General features: G+C 69.5%; 18 protein-coding genes. 10 read left to right on the top strand and 8 right to left on the bottom strand.

The features are described 5' to 3' along the window. The first annotated feature begins 32 nt into the window (after positions 1 to 32). The 6 genes from EBL84_RS06595 (at position 33) to EBL84_RS06570 (ending at position 4,637) form a co-directional block, all read left to right on the top strand. Entirely contained in the window at positions 33 to 920 is an 888-nt protein-coding gene (locus tag EBL84_RS06595; RefSeq protein WP_123140088.1) for an alpha/beta fold hydrolase, read from the top strand. Between the two features lie 67 nt (positions 921 to 987). Continuing rightward, entirely contained in the window at positions 988 to 1,395 is a 408-nt protein-coding gene (locus EBL84_RS06590) for a DUF2177 family protein (protein WP_123140087.1), read from the top strand. Between the two features lie 106 nt (positions 1,396 to 1,501). Next, on the top strand, positions 1,502 to 1,783 hold the full coding sequence (locus tag EBL84_RS06585; RefSeq protein WP_123140086.1) for a FeoA family protein: 282 nt from the start codon (positions 1,502 to 1,504) through the stop codon (positions 1,781 to 1,783). Between the two features lie 53 nt (positions 1,784 to 1,836). After that, on the top strand, positions 1,837 to 2,070 hold the full coding sequence (locus EBL84_RS06580; RefSeq protein WP_005222635.1) for a FeoA family protein: 234 nt from the start codon (positions 1,837 to 1,839) through the stop codon (positions 2,068 to 2,070). After that, positions 2,067 to 4,400 carry a Fe(2+) transporter permease subunit FeoB gene (gene feoB, locus EBL84_RS06575; RefSeq protein WP_123140085.1) on the top strand — a complete coding sequence of 778 codons (2,334 nt, stop codon included), beginning with the start codon at positions 2,067 to 2,069 and terminating at the stop codon, positions 4,398 to 4,400. Before EBL84_RS06580 ends, feoB begins: the two co-directional genes overlap by 4 nt. A gap of 18 nt (positions 4,401 to 4,418) precedes the next feature. After that, the gene (locus EBL84_RS06570) at positions 4,419 to 4,637 is read left to right on the top strand and encodes a FeoC-like transcriptional regulator (RefSeq protein WP_062274077.1); all 219 of its coding nucleotides are present in this window, start codon (positions 4,419 to 4,421) and stop codon (positions 4,635 to 4,637) included. Between the two features lie 412 nt (positions 4,638 to 5,049). Here EBL84_RS06570 and EBL84_RS06565 read toward each other — a convergent pair whose 3' ends face one another. Beyond that, complete coding sequence (locus EBL84_RS06565) at positions 5,050 to 5,556, bottom strand: hypothetical protein (RefSeq protein ID WP_223806966.1); 507 nt, start codon at positions 5,554 to 5,556, stop codon at positions 5,050 to 5,052. Positions 5,557 to 5,679: 123 nt separating this feature from the next. On the opposite strand from EBL84_RS06565, the gene EBL84_RS17480 reads away from it, so the two are divergent. Beyond that, entirely contained in the window at positions 5,680 to 5,811 is a 132-nt protein-coding gene (locus EBL84_RS17480; RefSeq protein WP_255419368.1) for a hypothetical protein, read from the top strand. A gap of 4 nt (positions 5,812 to 5,815) precedes the next feature. On the opposite strand, the gene EBL84_RS06560 is transcribed toward EBL84_RS17480, so the two are convergent. Genes EBL84_RS06560 through cbiM form a run of 5 tightly spaced genes read right to left on the bottom strand, consistent with a single transcriptional unit; the run spans position 5,816 to position 10,123 of the window. Further along, positions 5,816 to 6,850, bottom strand: coding sequence for an MlaD family protein (locus EBL84_RS06560; protein ID WP_123140084.1), 1,035 nt, complete (start codon positions 6,848 to 6,850; stop codon positions 5,816 to 5,818). Further along, complete coding sequence (locus tag EBL84_RS06555) at positions 6,847 to 7,599, bottom strand: ABC transporter ATP-binding protein (RefSeq protein ID WP_123140083.1); 753 nt, start codon at positions 7,597 to 7,599, stop codon at positions 6,847 to 6,849. The genes EBL84_RS06560 and EBL84_RS06555 overlap by 4 nt, the downstream gene beginning before the upstream one ends. Then, entirely contained in the window at positions 7,596 to 8,759 is a 1,164-nt protein-coding gene (locus tag EBL84_RS06550) for an ABC transporter permease (RefSeq protein WP_123140082.1), read from the bottom strand. Before EBL84_RS06550 ends, EBL84_RS06555 begins: the two co-directional genes overlap by 4 nt. After that, on the bottom strand, positions 8,752 to 9,492 hold the full coding sequence (cbiQ, locus tag EBL84_RS06545) for a cobalt ECF transporter T component CbiQ (protein WP_123140081.1): 741 nt from the start codon (positions 9,490 to 9,492) through the stop codon (positions 8,752 to 8,754). Before cbiQ ends, EBL84_RS06550 begins: the two co-directional genes overlap by 8 nt. A 4-nt stretch (positions 9,493 to 9,496) precedes the next feature. Continuing rightward, positions 9,497 to 10,123 carry a cobalt transporter CbiM gene (gene cbiM / locus EBL84_RS06540; protein WP_123140080.1) on the bottom strand — a complete coding sequence of 209 codons (627 nt, stop codon included), beginning with the start codon at positions 10,121 to 10,123 and terminating at the stop codon, positions 9,497 to 9,499. Between the two features lie 327 nt (positions 10,124 to 10,450). Between cbiM and EBL84_RS06535 the strand changes: the two genes are divergently transcribed. Genes EBL84_RS06535 through EBL84_RS06525 form a run of 3 tightly spaced genes read left to right on the top strand, consistent with a single transcriptional unit; the run spans position 10,451 to position 16,156 of the window. Then, entirely contained in the window at positions 10,451 to 12,379 is a 1,929-nt protein-coding gene (locus tag EBL84_RS06535; RefSeq protein WP_223806965.1) for an ATP-binding protein, read from the top strand. Beyond that, entirely contained in the window at positions 12,376 to 12,807 is a 432-nt protein-coding gene (locus EBL84_RS06530; protein WP_123140079.1) for a response regulator, read from the top strand. Before EBL84_RS06535 ends, EBL84_RS06530 begins: the two co-directional genes overlap by 4 nt. Positions 12,808 to 12,811: 4 nt before the next feature. After that, positions 12,812 to 16,156, top strand: a complete 3,345-nt coding sequence (locus EBL84_RS06525; protein ID WP_123140078.1) for an EAL domain-containing protein — start codon at positions 12,812 to 12,814, stop codon at positions 16,154 to 16,156. Here EBL84_RS06525 and truD read toward each other — a convergent pair. Beyond that, complete coding sequence (gene truD, locus EBL84_RS06520) at positions 16,153 to 17,214, bottom strand: tRNA pseudouridine(13) synthase TruD (RefSeq protein ID WP_123140077.1); 1,062 nt, start codon at positions 17,212 to 17,214, stop codon at positions 16,153 to 16,155. The two genes, EBL84_RS06525 and truD, sit on opposite strands and share 4 nt — an antisense overlap. Next, the gene (gene ispF / locus EBL84_RS06515; RefSeq protein ID WP_062275677.1) at positions 17,211 to 17,681 is read right to left on the bottom strand and encodes a 2-C-methyl-D-erythritol 2,4-cyclodiphosphate synthase; all 471 of its coding nucleotides are present in this window, start codon (positions 17,679 to 17,681) and stop codon (positions 17,211 to 17,213) included. The genes truD and ispF overlap by 4 nt, the downstream gene beginning before the upstream one ends. Positions 17,682 to 17,732: the final 51 nt, after the last annotated feature.

Genomic DNA, 17,732 nt, shown 5'->3' with positions numbered 1-17,732 from the left:
CCCGCAACCCCGAGAGCGAGAGCATCATCGTCATGGATCCAATCGCCCCCACCGACCCGGCCGCCGACACCGCCCGGTTCATCGACTGCAACGGCTTCCGTCTCCACTACCGCCGTCTCGGCGACGGCCCCCGGCTGCTGTTGCTGCTGCACGGCAGCTTCCTCAGCCTGCGCTCCTGGCGCGCGGTGATGGCGCCGCTGGCCGAGGCCGGCTACACCGTGGTCGCCTTCGACCGCCCCGCCTTCGGCGCCAGCTCCAAACCGCTGCCCGGCGCCGACGGCCAACCCGGCTACAGTGCCCACGACCAGAGCGCGCTGATCGCTGCGCTGATCCCGGCGCTCGGCTTCGAGCGCGCGGTGCTGGTGGGCAACTCCACCGGCGGCACCCTGGCGCTGATGACCGCGCTCGAACACCCCGAGCGGGTCGAGGCGCTGGCGCTGGTCGACGCGATGATCCTCAGCGGTTACGCCACCAGCGAGATCCCCGGCTTCGTCAAGCCGCTGATGCGCGCCCTCACGCCCTTCTTCTCCTGGCTGATGGGCCGGCTGATCGCACGGCTCTACGACAAGGCGATCCGCGCCTTCTGGTACCGCCCCGAGCGGCTCGACCCCGAGGTGCTCGCCGCCTTCCGCGCCGACATGATGCAGGGCCCCTGGCCGCGCGCCTTCTGGGAGCTGTTCCTCGCCACCCGCAAGCTCGGGCTCGAACCCCGACTCGCCGGGGTCACGCCGCCCACGCTCGTGGTCACCGGCGCCCACGACCAGACGGTCAAGGTCGCCGAGAGCGAGCGCATCGCCGCGGCCATCCCCGGCGCCCGGCTTGAAGTCATCGCCGACAGCGGCCACCTGCCACACGAGGAGTCGCCACAGGCCTTCGTCGCGACCCTCACCGACTTCCTGCAGACACTGCCGGAACACTGATCGAGGCCGAGGCCGGGGGCTGCCTCCCGGCATCGACGAAGGCCCATCATCACCCCGGGAGCGCGTCATGGGTCCGTGGTTCGTCGTCAAGCTCTATCTGCTCACCTTCACGGTCTTCATGGCCATCGACCTGCTGTGGCTGGGGGTGATCGCGCGCGGCTTCTACCGCGCCCAGCTCGCTCATCTGCTCGCCGACACCACCCGCTGGCCGGCGGCCATCGCCTTCTATCTCATCTATGTCGCCGGCATCCTGGTGATGGCGATCCTCCCCGGCGTGGAGGCGGGCTCGCTCGACAGGACCCTGTTGCTGGCCGCCGGCTTCGGCTTCTTCACCTACATCACCTACGAGCTGACCAACATGGCCACGCTGCCCGATTGGCCGCTACGCCTGGTGCTGGTCGACACCCTGTGGGGCGTGGTGCTGTGCACCCTGGTCGGCGCCGCCGGCTTCTATCTCGCCCGGCTGCTCGGCTGATCGGCGCGGAGACCGTCCGAACCCCGTCATTGAGAACGATTTGCAATAAAGCAGCTGGAGGAATATGCTGCGAATCATTCTTATTGACGCACGAGGCGGCACCCGCATGCACATGGCACCGACTTCGCTCCCCCTTCAGCAGCAGTCCCCGCACCCCTCCTATCCGCTCACCATGGCCGACAACGACACCCTGGTGCGGGTCTGCAACCTACTGGGCGGTCGCCAGTTGGTGCGCCGACTCACCGAGCTCGGGCTCAACCAGGGTGCCGAACTGCGTGTCGTCCAGCGCCAGGGCGGCGGTCTGATCGTCGCCCGCGGCGAGACCCGGATCGCACTCGGCGGCGGCATGGCCGCCAAGATCCTGGTCACCGACGCCGCCACCGCCTGAGCCTCGACCCCTCACGCCGTCCGCACTCCACTGCAACCGCTCAAGACGTCACCATGAACACGACCCTGAAAGACCTCGTCGTCGGAGACCACGGGGCCGTCCGCGGCTATCGCCCGGGCGCCGATGCCTACCGCCGCAAGCTGCTGTCGATGGGACTGACCCCGGGGGCCGCCCTGGAGGTGGTCCGGGTGGCCCCGATGGGCGATCCCGTGGAGGTGCGGGTGCGCGGCACCCGCGTGACCCTGCGCCGCGAGGAGGCAGCCATCCTGGAGGTCGAGCGGGCATGACGACATCAACGACGCACAGCATCGGGGTCATCGGCAATCCCAACTGCGGCAAGACCACCCTGTTCAACGCGCTGACCGGCTCGCGTCAGCGCGTCGGCAACTGGCCCGGGGTGACGGTCGAACGCAAGACCGGTCACTTCCGTTTCGAGGGGGCCGACTACACCCTCATCGACCTGCCCGGCACCTACTCGCTGGATGTCAGCGAGGGCGCGGTCTCGCTCGACGAGCGCATCGCCCGCGACTTCGTCCACGCCCGCGAGGCCGACCTGATCCTCAACATCGTCGACGTCGCCAGCCTCGAGCGTAACCTCTATCTCACCACCCAACTGCTGGAGATGGAGCGACCGATGGTGGTCGCGCTCAACATGATGGACGTCGCCGCCGAACGCGGGCTGCGGGTCGACGCCGCCGCACTGGCCGAGCGCCTCGGCTGTCCGGTGGTGCCGATCGTGGCGACCACCGGCGACGGGCTCAACGCCCTGCGCGCGGCGCTGCAACAGGCCGTCGAGCACCCGCCGATCCCGCAGGCGCGGATCGACTACGCCCCGGCGCTCGAGCGCGTGATCGAGCAATTGCACGAGCGCATCGAGCCGATCGCCAGCAGGCACGGCGATCCGGCGCGCTGGTTGACCACCCGTCTGCTCGAAGGCGATGACCTCGCCCGCGAGCTGATCGGCGACACCGTGCCCGCGCACGAGGTCGCCGCACTGCTCGGCGAGGACGCCGAGCAGATCGACATCCTCATCGCCGACGCCCGCTACGGCTTCGCCCACGCCGTCACCCAGGCCTCGCTGACACAGAGCGGCGAGATGCCGCGCAGCCTCTCCGACCGCATCGACCGGGTGATCCTCAACCGCGCCCTGGGCATCCCGATCTTCCTCGCGGTGATGTACCTGATGTTCATGTTCACCATCAACATCGGCGGGGCCTTCATCGACTTCTTCGACATCGCCGCCGGCACCCTCTTCGTCGACGGCGTGGCGCACCTGCTCGCCGGTCTCGGCACCCCGGAGTGGGCGGTCCTCGGGCTGGCCGACGGCATCGGCGGCGGTATCCAGGTGGTGGCCACCTTCATCCCGGTGATCGCCTTCCTCTATCTGTTCATGTCGGTGCTGGAGGACTCGGGCTACATGGCCCGCGCGGCCTTCGTCATGGACCGCTTCATGCGCTCGATCGGACTGCCCGGCAAGTCCTTCGTGCCGCTGCTCGTCGGCTTCGGCTGCAACGTGCCGGCGATCATGGCCGCGCGCACCCTGGAGCAGCCGCGCGACCGCATCCTCACCGTACTGATGGCACCCTTCATGTCCTGCGGCGCGCGGCTGCCGGTCTATGCCCTGTTCGCCGCCGCCTTCTTCCCGGTCGGCGGTCAGAACGTCGTCTTCGGACTCTATCTGATCGGCATCCTCGCCGCCGTGCTCACCGGCTTCCTGCTCAAGCGCACCCTGCTCGAGGGCCAGGCGATGCCCTTCGTGATGGAGCTGCCGCCCTATCACCTGCCGACCCTCGGCGGCGTGCTGCGCCGCACCTGGGAGCGCACCAGCGGTTTCATGTTCCGCGCCGGCAAGGTGATCGTGCCGATGGTGCTGGTGCTCAACGTGCTCAACAGCCTCGGCACCGACGGCAGCGTCGGCAACGAGGACAGCGACAGCTCGATGCTCGCCGAGATCGGTCGCACCATCGCTCCGGCCTTCTCGCCGATGGGTCTCGACGCCGAGAACTGGCCGGCCACCGTCGGCATCTTCACCGGCGTGCTCGCCAAGGAAGCGGTGGTCGGCACCCTGGACGCCACCTACTCGGCGCTCGGCGCCGACCCCGAGGCGAGCGACGAGGAGGCCGCGCCCTACGACCTCGGCGCCGGTCTCACCGAGGCGCTCGCCACCATCCCGGCGGCACTGGGCGATGCGCTTGGCACCTGGTCCGACCCGCTCGGCGTCGGCATCGGCGAGGTCAGCGACCCCGAACTGGCCGCTGCCGAGCAGGAGGTCACCAGCGCCACCTTCGGCGCCATGCACGAGCGTTTCGACGGCGCCGCCGGGGCCTTCGCCTATCTGCTGTTCATCCTGCTCTATTTCCCCTGCGTGGCCGCCATCGGCGCCATCGCCCGCGAGACCAGTGGCGGCTGGGCGCTGTTCGCCGCCCTCTGGACCACCGGCCTGGGGTATGTGAGCGCGACCATCTTCTACCAGGCAGCCATCTTCGCCCGCGACCCGGTCAGCTCGTCGATCTGGATCGGCATCATGACCGCGCTCTTCCTCGCCACCGTGCTGGGGATGCGCTGGTGGTCGCGACGTGACCCGGCACTCGCCACGCCGGCGCGCGACCCGGCCTGAACCGACGGAGGGACACCCATGATCATGTCCGATCTCACCAGTCATCTGCGCACCCAGGGGCGCGCCGCGCTGCGCGACCTCTCCTACCGGTTCGATACCGACCCCGAGGCGCTGCGCGGCATGCTCGAGCTGCTCGAACGCAAGGGCCGGGTGCGCAAGCTGCCCGGCGGCACCCCCTGCAGCGGCTGCTGCAGCTGCGACCCGACCGCGATCGAACTCTACGAATGGGTCGGCTGAACCCGACCTGACCACCCGCGGTCGACCGCCACAGGGACGTGGCGACCGCACCGGGCCTGGCCACCACCCTGGCCACCACCAGGCCCCCGAGTTCTCCCTGCGCCGCTCGCATCCCTCGGGGTCGGGCGGCGTTCCTTTTGCAGCTACCAGCTACCAGCTATCAGCTATCAGCTATCAGCTATCAGAGGAGCGGAACCGCAAAGGCGCGAAGGGGGCAAAGGGGAATAAGCCGCCAGCCGTCAGCGATCAGCCGCCAGTGGGTGCGGACCCGCGCCGCCTGTGGCCTCACGCCGACATCACACGTCACTCACTTTGCGTGCTTCGCGGCTTTGCGGTTGAATCCTGGCGGCTGGCGGCTGGCGGCTGGCGGCTGGCGGCTGGCGGCTGGCGGCTGGCGGCTGGCGGCTAAAGGCTAACGCTGGGTCTCGAAGCGGAAGGGAGCGACCAGCAGGCCATCCGCGGTCTCGAGCAACACCCGCGCCTCCCAGCGCATCAGGGTGCGCGCACAGACCGGGAGCATGGCCTCGCCAGCGAAACGCGACGCGCCGATGGGGTCGAGTTGCGCGCGGTTATAGCCCATCTCCATGTCGACGCCGACGAAGTCGACCGCTACCGCGCCGACCTCACGCCCCTCGACCTCCACCCGCAGCCGCAAGGGCGTGACCAGTGGGATGGGGTCGCGCGGTGCCACCGCCAGACGGACCCCGCCACCGCCGGGAAGGGCCAGCGTGCAGTCGCGGCTGGCGAGGTCGCAATGCGGATCGGGATCGGCCCAGCGTGCATCGGTACCGAGACCACTCAGCAGTCCACGCCCCCCCAGCCAGGCGGCCGGCAACGCGACCAGCACCGCGACGACCGTCCAGATCAGGATCGGGCGGGCGCGCCGGCGTCCATCCCTGGTCCCCCCGGAGTCGGTCATGGCAAGCCTCCATCGAGATGGGTTCAAAATATTAGTGCATTCTTATATTATTGACTCGACCGATCCACGCCAGGGACGGTGAGATTCTTCGATGCGATCCACCACCAACCCAGGAGCCGTAACATGGGTATTCTCGGAGCCTTGGCACTCGCCGCCGTCCTCTTCGGCGGGGTCCAGACCACACTCGCGCCCCAGTCACCCCAGACCCAGGACATCCAGGCGCAGGCCGTCACCACGCCCGCGTCACCGGACTGAGCACTCACTTGCCGCGCAGCAACGCCTCGGGGTGGCGCTCCAGATAGTCGGCCAGCTCGCGCAGCGCACGCGCCGAGCGCGTCAGCTCGGCGAGCGCGCGGTCGAGTCGCACGCGGGTGCCACGCCCATCCTCGACCAGTCCATCGAGATGACGCAACGTCTGGCTGGCCTGCCCCAGGGTGCTGCGCGCGGCACCGGAGAGCGGTCCGACCTCGGCCTCGAGCGTCTCGGCCAGCCGGGTCAGGGCCGCGCTGGTCTCACCGATACGGGTGGCCACCGGCACCACCTCGCCATCGATACGCCGCGCCAGGCGCTCATAGGCGACCAGGGTCTGGTCGAGCCGTCCGACGAGCGGCGGCAGCCGCCGCTCCAGGGTCTCGGCCAGGGCGCGGATTCCGGTCAGGGTGGCGTCGAGATTGCCCATCAGTGCGCCGGCCTCGTCCGAGCCGAGCAAGGTGCCGAGACCGCGCAAGGCAGCGCTCGCCTCATCGACCAGCTCGTCCAGACGCAGGTTCCCCAGCATCTCGCCGAGTTGATCGCGGATTGCCGGCAGCGCCGGCACCACCACATCGTCCCCGCCCGCGGCGGCAGCCACCGCGGGAACCTCGTCGACCAGCGCCGGATCGAGGTTCAACGCGACCACGTACTGACCGGTGACGAAGCTCAGCGACTCGAGCCGGGCATGCAGCCCGCGCCGCGCCACCAGCTCGCGCAGCACCACGCGCGCATCACGCGGCTCGGTACCCTGACTGATACGCACCCGCTCGGGCCAGACCTCGTAGCGCACCGGGATGCGCACCGCACCGTCGCTGGGTGAGAAGTCCAGCTCGATGGCGGTCACCTGCCCCACCGTCACCCCCTGGAACTGCACCTCGGCGCCGACCGACAGCCCCTGCACCGAGCCGGGGAAATAGGTCAGCAGGCCGACCCGCTCACGGAACAGCGCGCCGCCGCCGAAGAGGATCAGCGCCAACACCAACAGCGCCAGCGCGCCGAGCACGAAGGCGCCGATCAGGGTGGGGCTGGCGCGACGACTCATGCCACCCCCCGGCGCAGGAAGGCGCGCACCCGCGCATCGGCGGCATGATCGCGCAACCAGCGCGGGTCACCGGTGGTGAGCATGGTGCCGCGCTCGACATCGAGGAAGACCGCCTCGTCGGCGATGGCGAAGATGCTCGCCAGGTCATGGGTGACCACCACCATGGTGGTGCCGAGACTGTGCTTGAGTTCGACGATCAGCTCGTCGAGCAGGCGTGCGCTCAGTGGATCGAGCCCCGCCGAGGGCTCGTCGAAGAACAGCACCTCGGGGTCGAGCGCCATCGCCCGCGCCACCCCGGCGCGCTTGCGCATGCCGCCGCTGATCTCGGCCGGATAGAGCGCCCCGCACCCGCCCAGCCCGACCAGCGCGAGCTTGTAGTCGACCAGCTCACGGACCTGGCGCGGTCCGAGGTCGGTGTACTGCTGCAACGGCAAGGCCACATTCTCCTCCAGCGTCATCGAACTCCACAGCGCCCCGCCCTGATACATCACCCCGTGACGGCGGATGCGACGCGCGCGCGCCGCCGGCGAGACCTCCCAGAACGACTCGCCGTCGAACAGGATACGCCCGGCCAGCGGCGCCAACAGCCCGGTCATGGCGCGCATCAGCGTACTCTTGCCGCAACCGCTCCCGCCCATGATCACGAAGATGTCGCCGCGCCGGATCTCCAGATCGAGATCACGCTGCACCGCGCGCCCGCCATAGCCGACGCTCAGCCGCTCGAGACGGATCTGCGCCCGCGCGCTCACAGTCCCACCGCGTCGAACAGCACCGTCAGCACCGCCGCGGCGATGACGATGTGGAGGATCGCGGTGACCACCGCCGAGGTGGTGGTGGCGCCCACCGCAGCGGCATCACGACCGCTCTGCATCCCCCGCAGACAGCCGGAGACGGCGACCACCGCGCCATAGACCCCGGCGCTGATCAGACCCTGGACGAAGTGGTTCCAGCCCACCGCCTGGACGGTCTGCACCGCGTACTCGGTGGGGTTGATGCCACCGACCACGGCGGCGGCGAAGGCGCCGCCGAGGATGCCCATGAGATCGGCATAGAGCGCGAGCAGCGGGGTCATCGCGATCAGCGCGAGCAGCCTGGGCAGCACCAGGAACTCGACCGGGTCGATCCCCAGGGTGCGCAGCGCGTCGATCTCCTCGTTGGCCTGCATGCTGCCGAGCTGGGCGGCGAAGGCCGCGCCGGTACGTCCGGCGAGCACGATGGCGGTGACCAGGGCGCCGATCTGCATCACCACCGCCAGCCCCACCAGGTCGGCGACATAGATGCGCGCGCCGAAGCGCGCCAGCTGCTGATCGCCGATATACCCGAGGATCAGCCCCACCAGGAAGCTCACCAGGCTGACGATCGGCAGCGCCTCGGCGCCGACCTGCTGGACGATCAGCCAGAACTCGGCGCGTCTGAAGCGCGCCCGCCCCCGCGCCAATCGCCCCAGCGCCAGCACCACCTCGCCGACGAAGGCGAAGAGCGCCCCGCTCGCACGCGACGCGTCGATCACCCGCCTGCCGAGCCGGGCCAGCGGGCGCACGCGCGGGCGCGCATCGATGGGAGGCGCGGACTGCAGGGGCACCGCCTCGGCCAGCGTCAGCAGCGCGCCGACCCCCTCGGGTAGTCCTGCAGGCGCCAGTTCGATGTCGTGCGCCCGGCAGTGCGCGCGCACCGCCAGCAGCAGACTCGGCAGGCTCGAGTCCCAGCCCCCGAGACCTGTGGTGTCGAAGGCCAGCTCACTCACCTGCGCGCGCGCAAGACGCGCCACCACCACCTCAGCCGCTGGCGGGGCGCCGGCCAGCCGCCACTCGCCGGAGAGACGCAACACCGCGCGCGCGCCCGTTCCCACCAGCTCGGCGCGTGCCGGCGGCGAGCCGGCGCGCGCGCTCACGCCATCCCCTTCAACCATGCTCCAGCACCATCAACACCGCCAGCAGCAGCGCAAACCCGACCGCGAACCCGAGATCAGCGCCACGCAGCGGCGCCAGTTCGGGTAGCGGCATGCGCCCGGCATAACCTCGACAGCGCATCGCCGCTCCCACCCGCTCGGCGCGCTCGAGCGCGCGCACCAACAGCATCCCGACGAGGAAACCATAGCTGGTCAAAGTATGAAGATCGCTGCGTGGACGAAAGGCACGGGCGCGCATCGCCGCGCGCAACCGCGTCTGCTCGCGCGCGAGCACATCGAGATAGCGCGCGCTGAGCAGCAGCAACTCGATCAGCGCACCGGGCACCCGCAGGGCGCGCAGCGCCGCGCCGAGCCCGTCCGCGCCGACCCCGGCGAGCAGCGCCAACGTCACCAGCGCCACCGCGCTGGCGCGCGCGGCGATCACCCCGGCGAGGGTCAGTCCCTGCTCGCTGAGCACCAACCCACCGCCCTGCCACAGCGGCTGCCCCGGAACGGTGAAGGGCAACAGCCCGAGGGTGAGCAGCATCAAGCCCTCGAAGACCAGCACCAGGCGCACCAGACGGCGCGGCGCGATGCCCGCCCACCGTGTCAGCAGCACGCCGGCGAGCAAGGCAGCAGACAGCGCCGCCCAGCCCTCCAGCCCCACCACCACCAGCGCCCAGCCCAGACAGCAGAGCAGCCGCACCCGAGGATCGGGCCCGCGCGACGCGGCACCGGCACGGCTCCCCGGCATCGCCTCAGCAGGCGCGCGCCGATCGCGCCAGCAGCTCGGGCCGAACCGTCCACAGCAGTCGCAGTGCCGCGGCCGTCACCACCGCCTCGATCAGCGCCACCGGCAGCTGCGCGATCAGCGCCAGACGGGCCGCCGCCCAGAACCCCTCGCCGCTGGCCGCCAGCGACCCGGCCACCAGCAACGCCGAGCCGGCGAAGGCGCCGGCCCCGACCAAGGCACCGAGCGGCATCACCCACCAGGACAGGGCAGCGGGGCGCAGCCGCGCCAACACGGCGCGGCCGGCCAGACCGAAGAGCAACGCCGGCAGCGCCAGATTGAGGGTATTGGCGCCGAGCACCGTCACCCCGCCATAGCCGAAGAACAGCGCCTGCAGCAGCAGGCCGACACAGATCGCGGGGAACACCGCCCAGCCGAGCAGCACGCCCATCAGCCCGGTCAGCAACAGGTGCGCACTGGTCGGTCCCAACGGGATATGAATCAGGGAGACGGAGAAGAAGGCAGCGGTGAGCAGCCCGGCGCGCGGGATGCTCGACTCGTCAAGCGCGCGCAGCCCGAGACCGACCCCGGCGAGCGCCAGGACACCGGAGCCGAGCAGGACCGGCATGGAGAGGACACCATCGACGATATGCATGAGAGGCTGGCAGCCCCGTTGAGCGATTGCAATGGATGAAAATAGTGTCGACGGTATCACCCCGTCAGCGCGCCAGTCCACCGGCGCCCTGTGCAAGGTGTGGATTATGCTAGTCGATAGCACTCCTGTCCCGAGGAAGCCATGCGTACCAAGCTCAGCAACGATCTTCGAGTCTCACCACCAACCAGGGCTCATCAGCACCACCGAGCCAAATCAATTGGTGGCCCAGCACACATCAACAACACCTGACTCATGGAGTCGCCGCCCCCCCCTGCCCCCCACGGCGCACCCCACCGCGGGCAACATCCGCTGGCGGTCGTGTTGGTGATGGCGCCGATTCTGGCGACCACGGGGCTGCTCGATCACTTCGCCACGGCCCACCGGCAGGAGCTCCTCCGTCACTCCGTCGTCGATCGCGTCTCGGCGCTGCGCGGCCGACTCGAGGGCATGCTGCAGAGCGACCTGCTACTCACCCGCGCACTGAGCGCCCTGATCGCCTCCCAGCCCGATCTCGACCAGACCGCTTTCACCGAGATCGTCACCGACCTCACCAAGCACCAACAGCTGCTGCGCAATGTCGCCGCAGCCCCCGACCTGGTGGTGAGGATGATCCACCCGCTCAACGGCAACGAAGCGGCGCTCGGACTCGACTACCGCAACCACCCGCAGCAGCGATTCGCTGCGCTACAGGCGATCGAGAGCGGCCAGACCGTGGTCGACGGCCCACTGCCCTTGATCCAGGGGGGCGTCGGGCTGATCGCCCGCACCCCGGTGTTCGTCGCCACCGCGCAAGGACCGGGGACCTGGGGAGTGGTTTCAGCGGTGATCGATGTCGAGCGACTCTACCGCGTCAGCGGCTTGACCGCAGCCAATACCGAGTTACGTCTCGGGCTGCGCGCTCGACACGAACACATCGCCCCACCACGGATGGTATTCGGCGATCCCGAGGTCTTTCGGCTCGCCCCGGTGACCGCGACGGTAGCTCTACCAGGGGTCACCTGGGAGCTTGCCGCCATTCCCACCGAGGGTTGGCACTCCTCGTCCTGGCCGAGCTGGCTGATTCGACTCGGCGGCATCATCACCGCGCTCGTGACCGGGGGACTACTGCACCTGCTGCTAAATAGCCGTCAGCGACGTGCCAACAGCGAGGCGCAACTGCGCGCCCTGCTCGACAACCTCCCCGACCTGGTGTGGCTGAAGGATCCGCACGGCGTCTATCTGATCTGCAACCCGCGCTTCGAGTCCTTCTTCGGTGCCCCCGAGCACGAGATCGTCGGCCGTACCGACGCCGATTTCGTCGCCCCGGAACTGGCAAGGTTCTTCCGCGAGAAGGATCAGGCCGCACTCGCCGCCGGTCGCGCCAGACGCAACGACGAGTGGATCACCTTCGCCAGCGACGGTCACCAAGAGCTTGCCGAGACCATCAAGACCCCGGTCTACGATGGCGCCGGGCGTCTCACCGGCGTCCTCGGCATCGCCCGCAACATCACCGAGCGCCAACGCCAGCAGGACGAGATCCGGCGGCTCAACGCCGAGCTCGAGTCACGGGTGGCGACCCGCACCGAGGAGTTGGCCGCGCTCAACCGCGAACTCGAGACCTTCACCTACTCCGTCTCCCACGACCTCAAGGCGCCGCTGCGCGGCATCGACGGCTACAGCCAGCTACTCCTTGAACAGCATGGCGCCGAACTCTCGCCCGAGGCCGCCACCTTCATCGCCAACATCCGCCGTGGCGTCGAGCAGATGCGCGCGCTGATCGACGACCTGTTGACCTACTCGCGGATGGAGCGCCAGGTGCTGACCGGACGCCGGGTCGAACTCGGCGGGGTGATCGAGATGGTGCTCGCCGAACGACACGCGCTGATCGTCGAGCGCGACATCGAACTCGAGGTCGATGTCTCCGAACTCACCGTCAGGGCCGACCCCGACGGACTGCAGATCATCCTCCGCAACCTCGTCGACAACGCCATCAAGTTCAGCCGCGACGCGACCCCACGACCACGCATCCGGATCCTCGCCCGGGATCAGGGCAGGCGGGTGGTGATGGCGATCTCGGACAACGGTATCGGCTTCGACATGCGTTTCCACGACTGCCTGTTCGAGGTCTTCCAGCGCCTGCACCGCGCCGAGGACTATCCGGGCACCGGAGTCGGCCTGGGAATCGTACACAAGGCCGCCCAACGCATGGGGGCGCGGGTCTGGGCCGAGAGCGCTCCCGGGCATGGTGCAACCTTCTATCTGGAGCTATCACGATGAGTGCCGGACCGCACTGCTCGATGCTGCTGGTCGAGGACGACCCGGTCGATCTCGACTTCATACTGCGCGCGCTCACCCCCCACATCGACCCCGACTGGATCAGCGTCGCACGCGACGGCGAGGAGGTCCTGGCCAGGGTCGAGCACTGGGAGCGCGGCACCCAGCCCCCGCCGCAACTGATCCTGCTCGACCTCAAGCTGCCGGGGATCGACGGGCTCGAGGTCCTGAGACGACTGCGGCGCAGCGAGCCCGGGCGCCTGATCCCGGTGGTGGTGCTGACCTCGTCGGACGAGCCACGCGACATCCAGGCCGCCTATGACCTCGGCGCCAATTCCTATGTCGTCAAGCCGATCAACTACGAGCGCTTTCTCGAAGGTCTGCATCAGATCAATCGCTATTGGTGCTGCATCAACAGGCCCCCAAGCTAGGACCATGGACATCCTCTACGTCGAAGACGACGTCACCGACCTCGAGCTGACACGCCAGCGGCTGGCCCATTCGGCACCCCGGATCGGCGTCGATCATGCGGCAACGCTCGCCGAGGCCAAGGCGCGACTGCGCCACCCGGAGCGCTACCATCTGGTGCTGCTCGATCTGGGGCTGCCGGATGGCTCGGGGCTGGAGCTACTCGACTGGATCCGTGAGCAGCACTTCCCCCTGGCCGTGGTCGTGCTCACCGGCGCGGGTGATACCGACAGTGCGGCCGGCGCGCTCCAGGCCGGCGCCGACGACTACCTGATCAAGGATGAGATCGAGGCCCGTGAACTCCCCGGTCGGCTCGCCCGCGCCTTGCGACGCTTCCGCAACGCCGAGGCGCGTCACGGACTCAGGCTGCGCGTCCTCTATGCCGAGCGCAACGCCGACGACGCCGACCTCACCGCCCGCCACCTCGCCCGTCACGCCCCCCACATCCACCTCACCCTGGTCGGCAGCGCCGAGGAGGCGCTCGACCAGCTACCGAGCACCACCGAGGACACCTCGATCTTCGACGTGCTGCTGCTCGACTACCGCCTCCCCGGTCTGGATGCGCTGGAGGCGCTCAAGCAGCTGCGCGACGACCGCGACTTCGCACTGCCGGTGGTGATCGTCTCCGGGCAAGGGGGCGAACGCGTGGTCGCGCGCGCGCTCCAGCTCGGGGTCGACGCCTATGTCCTCAAGCAGCCCGGCTATCTCCACCAGCTCACCGCCACGCTCGAACGCATCGCTCACCAGGCCGAACTGGCCCGCGAGCGTGCCGCACTGCGCCAGACCTCGACCCATCTCGGGCTGATGCTCGAGGCCAGTCCGGTGGTGCTCTACACCCTGGGCATCGACCAGCACCAGATACAGCCGACCTGGGTCAGCGACAACGTCACCGCACTGCTCGGCTTCACCCGCCACCAGGCCTTGCACCCCGCCTGGTGGCGTGGCCAGCTCCACCCCGACGACCGGGAGCAGGCCTGTCGCGCGATGGACCAACTCGTCACCCTGGGGCAGTTGCGACACCAGTACCGGTTCTTCGATCATGCCGGAGACGTACACTGGATCGAGGATGAGCTGCGCGTACTACGCCACGACAACGAAGCCCGCACCGAGGTGATCGGCGCCTGGCGTGATATCAGCGACAGCAAACGCGCCGAACACTTCCGCGAGACCCGCATGACGGTACTCGACGGCCTGCTCAACGAGCGCGGCCTGCCCGAGCTGCTCGGCGAGATCGCCACCCGGCTCGAGCAGGTCGACCACCGGCTGCGGGTCTCGGTACTGGTTCGCGCTCCGCTCGACACGCGCCTGCGTACCTGTGCCGCGCCGCGGCTCGCCCCCCAGTTCAACGCAGCACTCGACGACTGCGCCCCGGAGCAGGCGCCTTTCGCCACGGCACTCCACGACGCCCATCCGACGCTGGTCGCCGACATCAGCACGCACCCCAGTTGGCGAAGCTGCCTCGAACAGGCCCAGGCGGCGGGGCTGCGCGCCTGCTGGTCCTTCCCCTTTCACGACGACACCGGCGAGGCGCTGGGCATACTCGCCGTCTATCGCTCCACCCCCGGCCTGCCCGATGCCGCCACCCAGGTGCATATCGCCGAGTTCGCCCAGCTCGCCGCGCTGGCGGTCACCCGTGCGCGCACCGCCAACGCGCTACGCCAATCGGCCGCGGTCCTGGCGAGCGCCCACGAGGGCGTGGTGATCACCGATCTCAGCCCCCGAATCCTGTCGATCAACCCGGCCTATACCCAGATCACCGGCTACAGCGCCGCGGAGGTCATCGGTCGCAATCCCAGCCTGTTGCGCTCCGAGCGTCAGGGACGCGCCTTCTACCAGCAACTGTGGGCCAGCCTGCTCGAACACGGACACTGGCAAGGCGAGATCTGGAACCGCACCAAGAGCGGCGAGGTGCGCCCCGTGCTGCTGTCGATCAGCCTGGTCACCGACACCGCCGGCAACCCCGAGCGCTATGTCGGGGTGATGACCGATCTCAGCCAGCTCAGGCACTCGGAGGCGGCACGCGAACGCCTGGCGCACTTCGACCCGCTCACCGGGCTCCCCAACCGGCTGCTGCTGCAATCACGACTCAGCCACGCCCTCGAGCGCGCGCAGCGTCATCGTCACCACATCGCCGTGCTGCTGATCGATCTCGACCGCTTCAAGCACATCAACAACAGCCTCGGCCATCCCGCCGGCGACAACCTGCTCGAACGCCTGGCGCAACGCTTCGCGACCCGGCTGCGCGAGGGCGACACCCTCGGGCGGCTCGGCGGCGACGAGTTCCTGCTGGTGCTCGAACGGCTGCACCAGCCGCGCCAGGCGGCGAGCGTCGCCCGCGACCTGCTCGAGCTGTTGCGACGGCCGCTCACCCTGCCCGGCAACCACGAGGTCCATGTCGGCGCCAGCATCGGCATCGGGGTCTATCCACAGGACGGCTGCTCGGCCAGCGAGCTGATCCAGCACGCCGAGGTCGCGCTCTATCAGGTCAAGGCGCAGGGACGCGGCAGCTATGGCTTCCATACCCCGGAGTTGAGCGCCCAGGCCGCCGAGCGACTCGAGTTGGAGGCGCGACTGCACCATGCCCTGGAAAACGAGGAGTTCCTGCTGCACTTCCAGCCGCAGCTCGACTGTGTCAGCGGCGCGCTGGTCGGCTGCGAGGCACTGGTGCGGTGGAACACGCCCGACCAGGGGCTGGTCGCGCCGACGCGCTTCATCCCCCTGGCCGAGGAGACCGGACTGATCCTGCAACTCGGCGACTGGGTGCTGCACACCGCCTGCCGTCAGGGGATGCGCTGGCTCGACGCCGGGCTGGTGCTCGAGACCATCGCGGTCAACCTCTCGGCGCGCCAGCTGCTGCAGCCCGACTGTGTCGGTCGCATCGAGCAGGCGCTCAGCGCGACCGGCTGGCCGGCGCACCGGCTCAAGCTCGAACTCACCGAGAGCATGCTGATGGGAGGCGACGAGACCGAGCAGTGCCTCCAGGCACTGCGCGCGCTCGGCATCCGTCTGTCGATCGACGACTTCGGCACCGGCTACTCGTCGCTGGCCTATCTGCGTCGCTTCGCCATCGACGAACTCAAGATCGACCGCAGCTTCGTGCGCGACATCCCGGCACAGCGCGACGACATGGAGATCGCCGCCACCATCATCGCGATGGCGCGCAACCTGAAACTGCGCGTGGTCGCCGAGGGCGTCGAGACCGAGGCGCAGCTGGAGTTCCTGCGCGAGCGGGGATGCGAGGCCTATCAAGGCTATCTGTGCGCGCCGCCGCTCACCCCGGAGGCCTTCGCCGCACGCTTCGGGCCGCGCTAAGCGGCGTCGTTCCAGTCGTCGAGCAGCTCGCGCAGCACCGCGGTGGCATAGGCCCCGGCGGGCAACTCGAAGGCAAGGCGCACGCCGCCGTCGACCTGTTCGGCGACGAGATCGAACACCGGCAGACGCAGCGCGCGCCGCTCCTGCGCCAGCCCCGCCGCGGCCAGCCCCTCGGGCCAGCCGGGGAAGGCCGCGGCCACCGCCTGCTCACGTGCCAGCACCGCGTCCCGGCTCGGCGGCGCGCCCTCGCCCCACAGCGGGCCGGTGGGGTGTACGTCGAGTCGGGCACAGCGCGTCAGCAGCGTTTCATCGACGGCCTCGACGGCGAAGTGCGAGTTACAGCCGTCGAGCTGCATGCGATCCCCGGCGAGCGGCCGATCCCAGCAGGCGTCGGCCACCCGTCCGGCGAGCACCTCGTTGAACAGCTGCGAGCGCGCCGCCGACAGCCACAGACCGCGGACATGACGCGAGACCCGGGGCACCGGCGCCCCGCTGAACAGCGCATGGGCCTGAACGAGGTTGCCGCCATCGCGCCCGAAGCGCTGCTCGCCGAAATAGTTGGGCACGCCGCGCGCACCGATCACCGCGATCCGCTCGGCCAAGGCCTCGGGGGCGGGAGCGAGGTCGCGCACCAGGAGACGGAAGCGATTGCCGATCAGCGCGCCGCGACGCAGCTTGCGCCGATGGGCGTGGACCTCAAGCACCTCGATGCCGTCGGCGGCGAGCACCGACCAGTCGGGCTCGCCGGCACGCGGGCGCGGCAGCGAGAACCACTGCCAGGTGACCGCGTGACGGTCCTTGAGCCCGGCATAGCCGACCGCCGAGACCGCCACCCCGGCGCAAGCGGCCAGCCGCCGCGCCGCCCACTCGGTATTGGCCTCGCGCTTGCGCACCCACAGCAGCAGGTGCTCGCCGTCGTCGTCGGGGTCGAAGGCGAGCCGCTCCTCGACCTGGAAGTCCTCCGGCTCGACCCGCAGCCGGCCGCGCCCGAGCGGCGCGCCATGGGCGCGCGGCAACCGCGCGAAGGGGATGTGCCCGGGCAGCGGCGGCTGGTTCATTCGACCAACAGCACCGAGGCCGAGGCGGCGATGCCCTCGCCGCGACCGGTGAAGCCCATCTGTTCCATGGTGGTGGCCTTGACGTTGACCCGCGCCGGATCGCACTGCAGGTCCCCGGCGAGCACCTCGCGCATGGTGTCGATATAGGGGGCGAGCTTGGGCTGCTGGGCGATCAGCGTCATGTCGGCGTTGTGCACCCGCAGGCCGCGCTCGTGCAGGCTGGCGATCACCCGACGCAGCAGGATGCGGCTGTCGATCCCGGCATAGGCCTGATCGTTGTCGGGGAAGTGACGGCCGATGTCGCCGAGCCCGGCGGCGCCGAGCAGGGCGTCGCACAGCGCGTGGATCAGCACGTCGCCGTCGGAGTGGGCGGTCAGTCCCAGCTCATGGGGGATCTCCACACCGCCGAGCACCAGTCGGCATCCGGGGGCGAAACGATGGGCATCGAAACCCTGACCAATCAACATGGAGCGCATTCTCCGAAGGCAGATTGAAGGAAACCGGGACGCGTCCCTCGC

This window comes from Marichromatium sp. AB31 (assembly GCF_003718685.1).
Classification (GTDB): Bacteria; Pseudomonadota; Gammaproteobacteria; order Chromatiales; family Chromatiaceae; genus Marichromatium; species Marichromatium gracile.
This window is presented reverse-complemented; position numbering and strand designations above follow the sequence as displayed.

Bases quoted from the DNA above. Each gene is read 5' to 3' on its own strand.
- EBL84_RS06595 (WP_123140088.1), top strand. From the start codon at position 33: ATGGATCCAATCGCCCCCACCGACCCGGCCGCCGACACCGCCCGGTTC.
- EBL84_RS06590 (WP_123140087.1), top strand. From the start codon at position 988: ATGGGTCCGTGGTTCGTCGTCAAGCTCTATCTGCTCACCTTCACGGTC.
- EBL84_RS06585 (WP_123140086.1), top strand. From the start codon at position 1,502: ATGCACATGGCACCGACTTCGCTCCCCCTTCAGCAGCAGTCCCCGCAC.
- EBL84_RS06580 (WP_005222635.1), top strand. From the start codon at position 1,837: ATGAACACGACCCTGAAAGACCTCGTCGTCGGAGACCACGGGGCCGTC.
- feoB (WP_123140085.1), top strand. From the start codon at position 2,067: ATGACGACATCAACGACGCACAGCATCGGGGTCATCGGCAATCCCAAC.
- EBL84_RS06570 (WP_062274077.1), top strand. From the start codon at position 4,419: ATGATCATGTCCGATCTCACCAGTCATCTGCGCACCCAGGGGCGCGCC.
- EBL84_RS06565 (WP_223806966.1), bottom strand. From the start codon at position 5,556: ATGACCGACTCCGGGGGGACCAGGGATGGACGCCGGCGCGCCCGCCCG.
- EBL84_RS17480 (WP_255419368.1), top strand. From the start codon at position 5,680: ATGGGTATTCTCGGAGCCTTGGCACTCGCCGCCGTCCTCTTCGGCGGG.
- EBL84_RS06560 (WP_123140084.1), bottom strand. From the start codon at position 6,850: ATGAGTCGTCGCGCCAGCCCCACCCTGATCGGCGCCTTCGTGCTCGGC.
- EBL84_RS06550 (WP_123140082.1), bottom strand. From the start codon at position 8,759: ATGGTTGAAGGGGATGGCGTGAGCGCGCGCGCCGGCTCGCCGCCGGCA.
- cbiQ (WP_123140081.1), bottom strand. From the start codon at position 9,492: ATGCCGGGGAGCCGTGCCGGTGCCGCGTCGCGCGGGCCCGATCCTCGG.
- cbiM (WP_123140080.1), bottom strand. From the start codon at position 10,123: ATGCATATCGTCGATGGTGTCCTCTCCATGCCGGTCCTGCTCGGCTCC.
- EBL84_RS06535 (WP_223806965.1), top strand. From the start codon at position 10,451: ATGGCGCCGATTCTGGCGACCACGGGGCTGCTCGATCACTTCGCCACG.
- EBL84_RS06530 (WP_123140079.1), top strand. From the start codon at position 12,376: ATGAGTGCCGGACCGCACTGCTCGATGCTGCTGGTCGAGGACGACCCG.
- EBL84_RS06525 (WP_123140078.1), top strand. From the start codon at position 12,812: ATGGACATCCTCTACGTCGAAGACGACGTCACCGACCTCGAGCTGACA.
- truD (WP_123140077.1), bottom strand. From the start codon at position 17,214: ATGAACCAGCCGCCGCTGCCCGGGCACATCCCCTTCGCGCGGTTGCCG.
- ispF (WP_062275677.1), bottom strand. From the start codon at position 17,681: ATGTTGATTGGTCAGGGTTTCGATGCCCATCGTTTCGCCCCCGGATGC.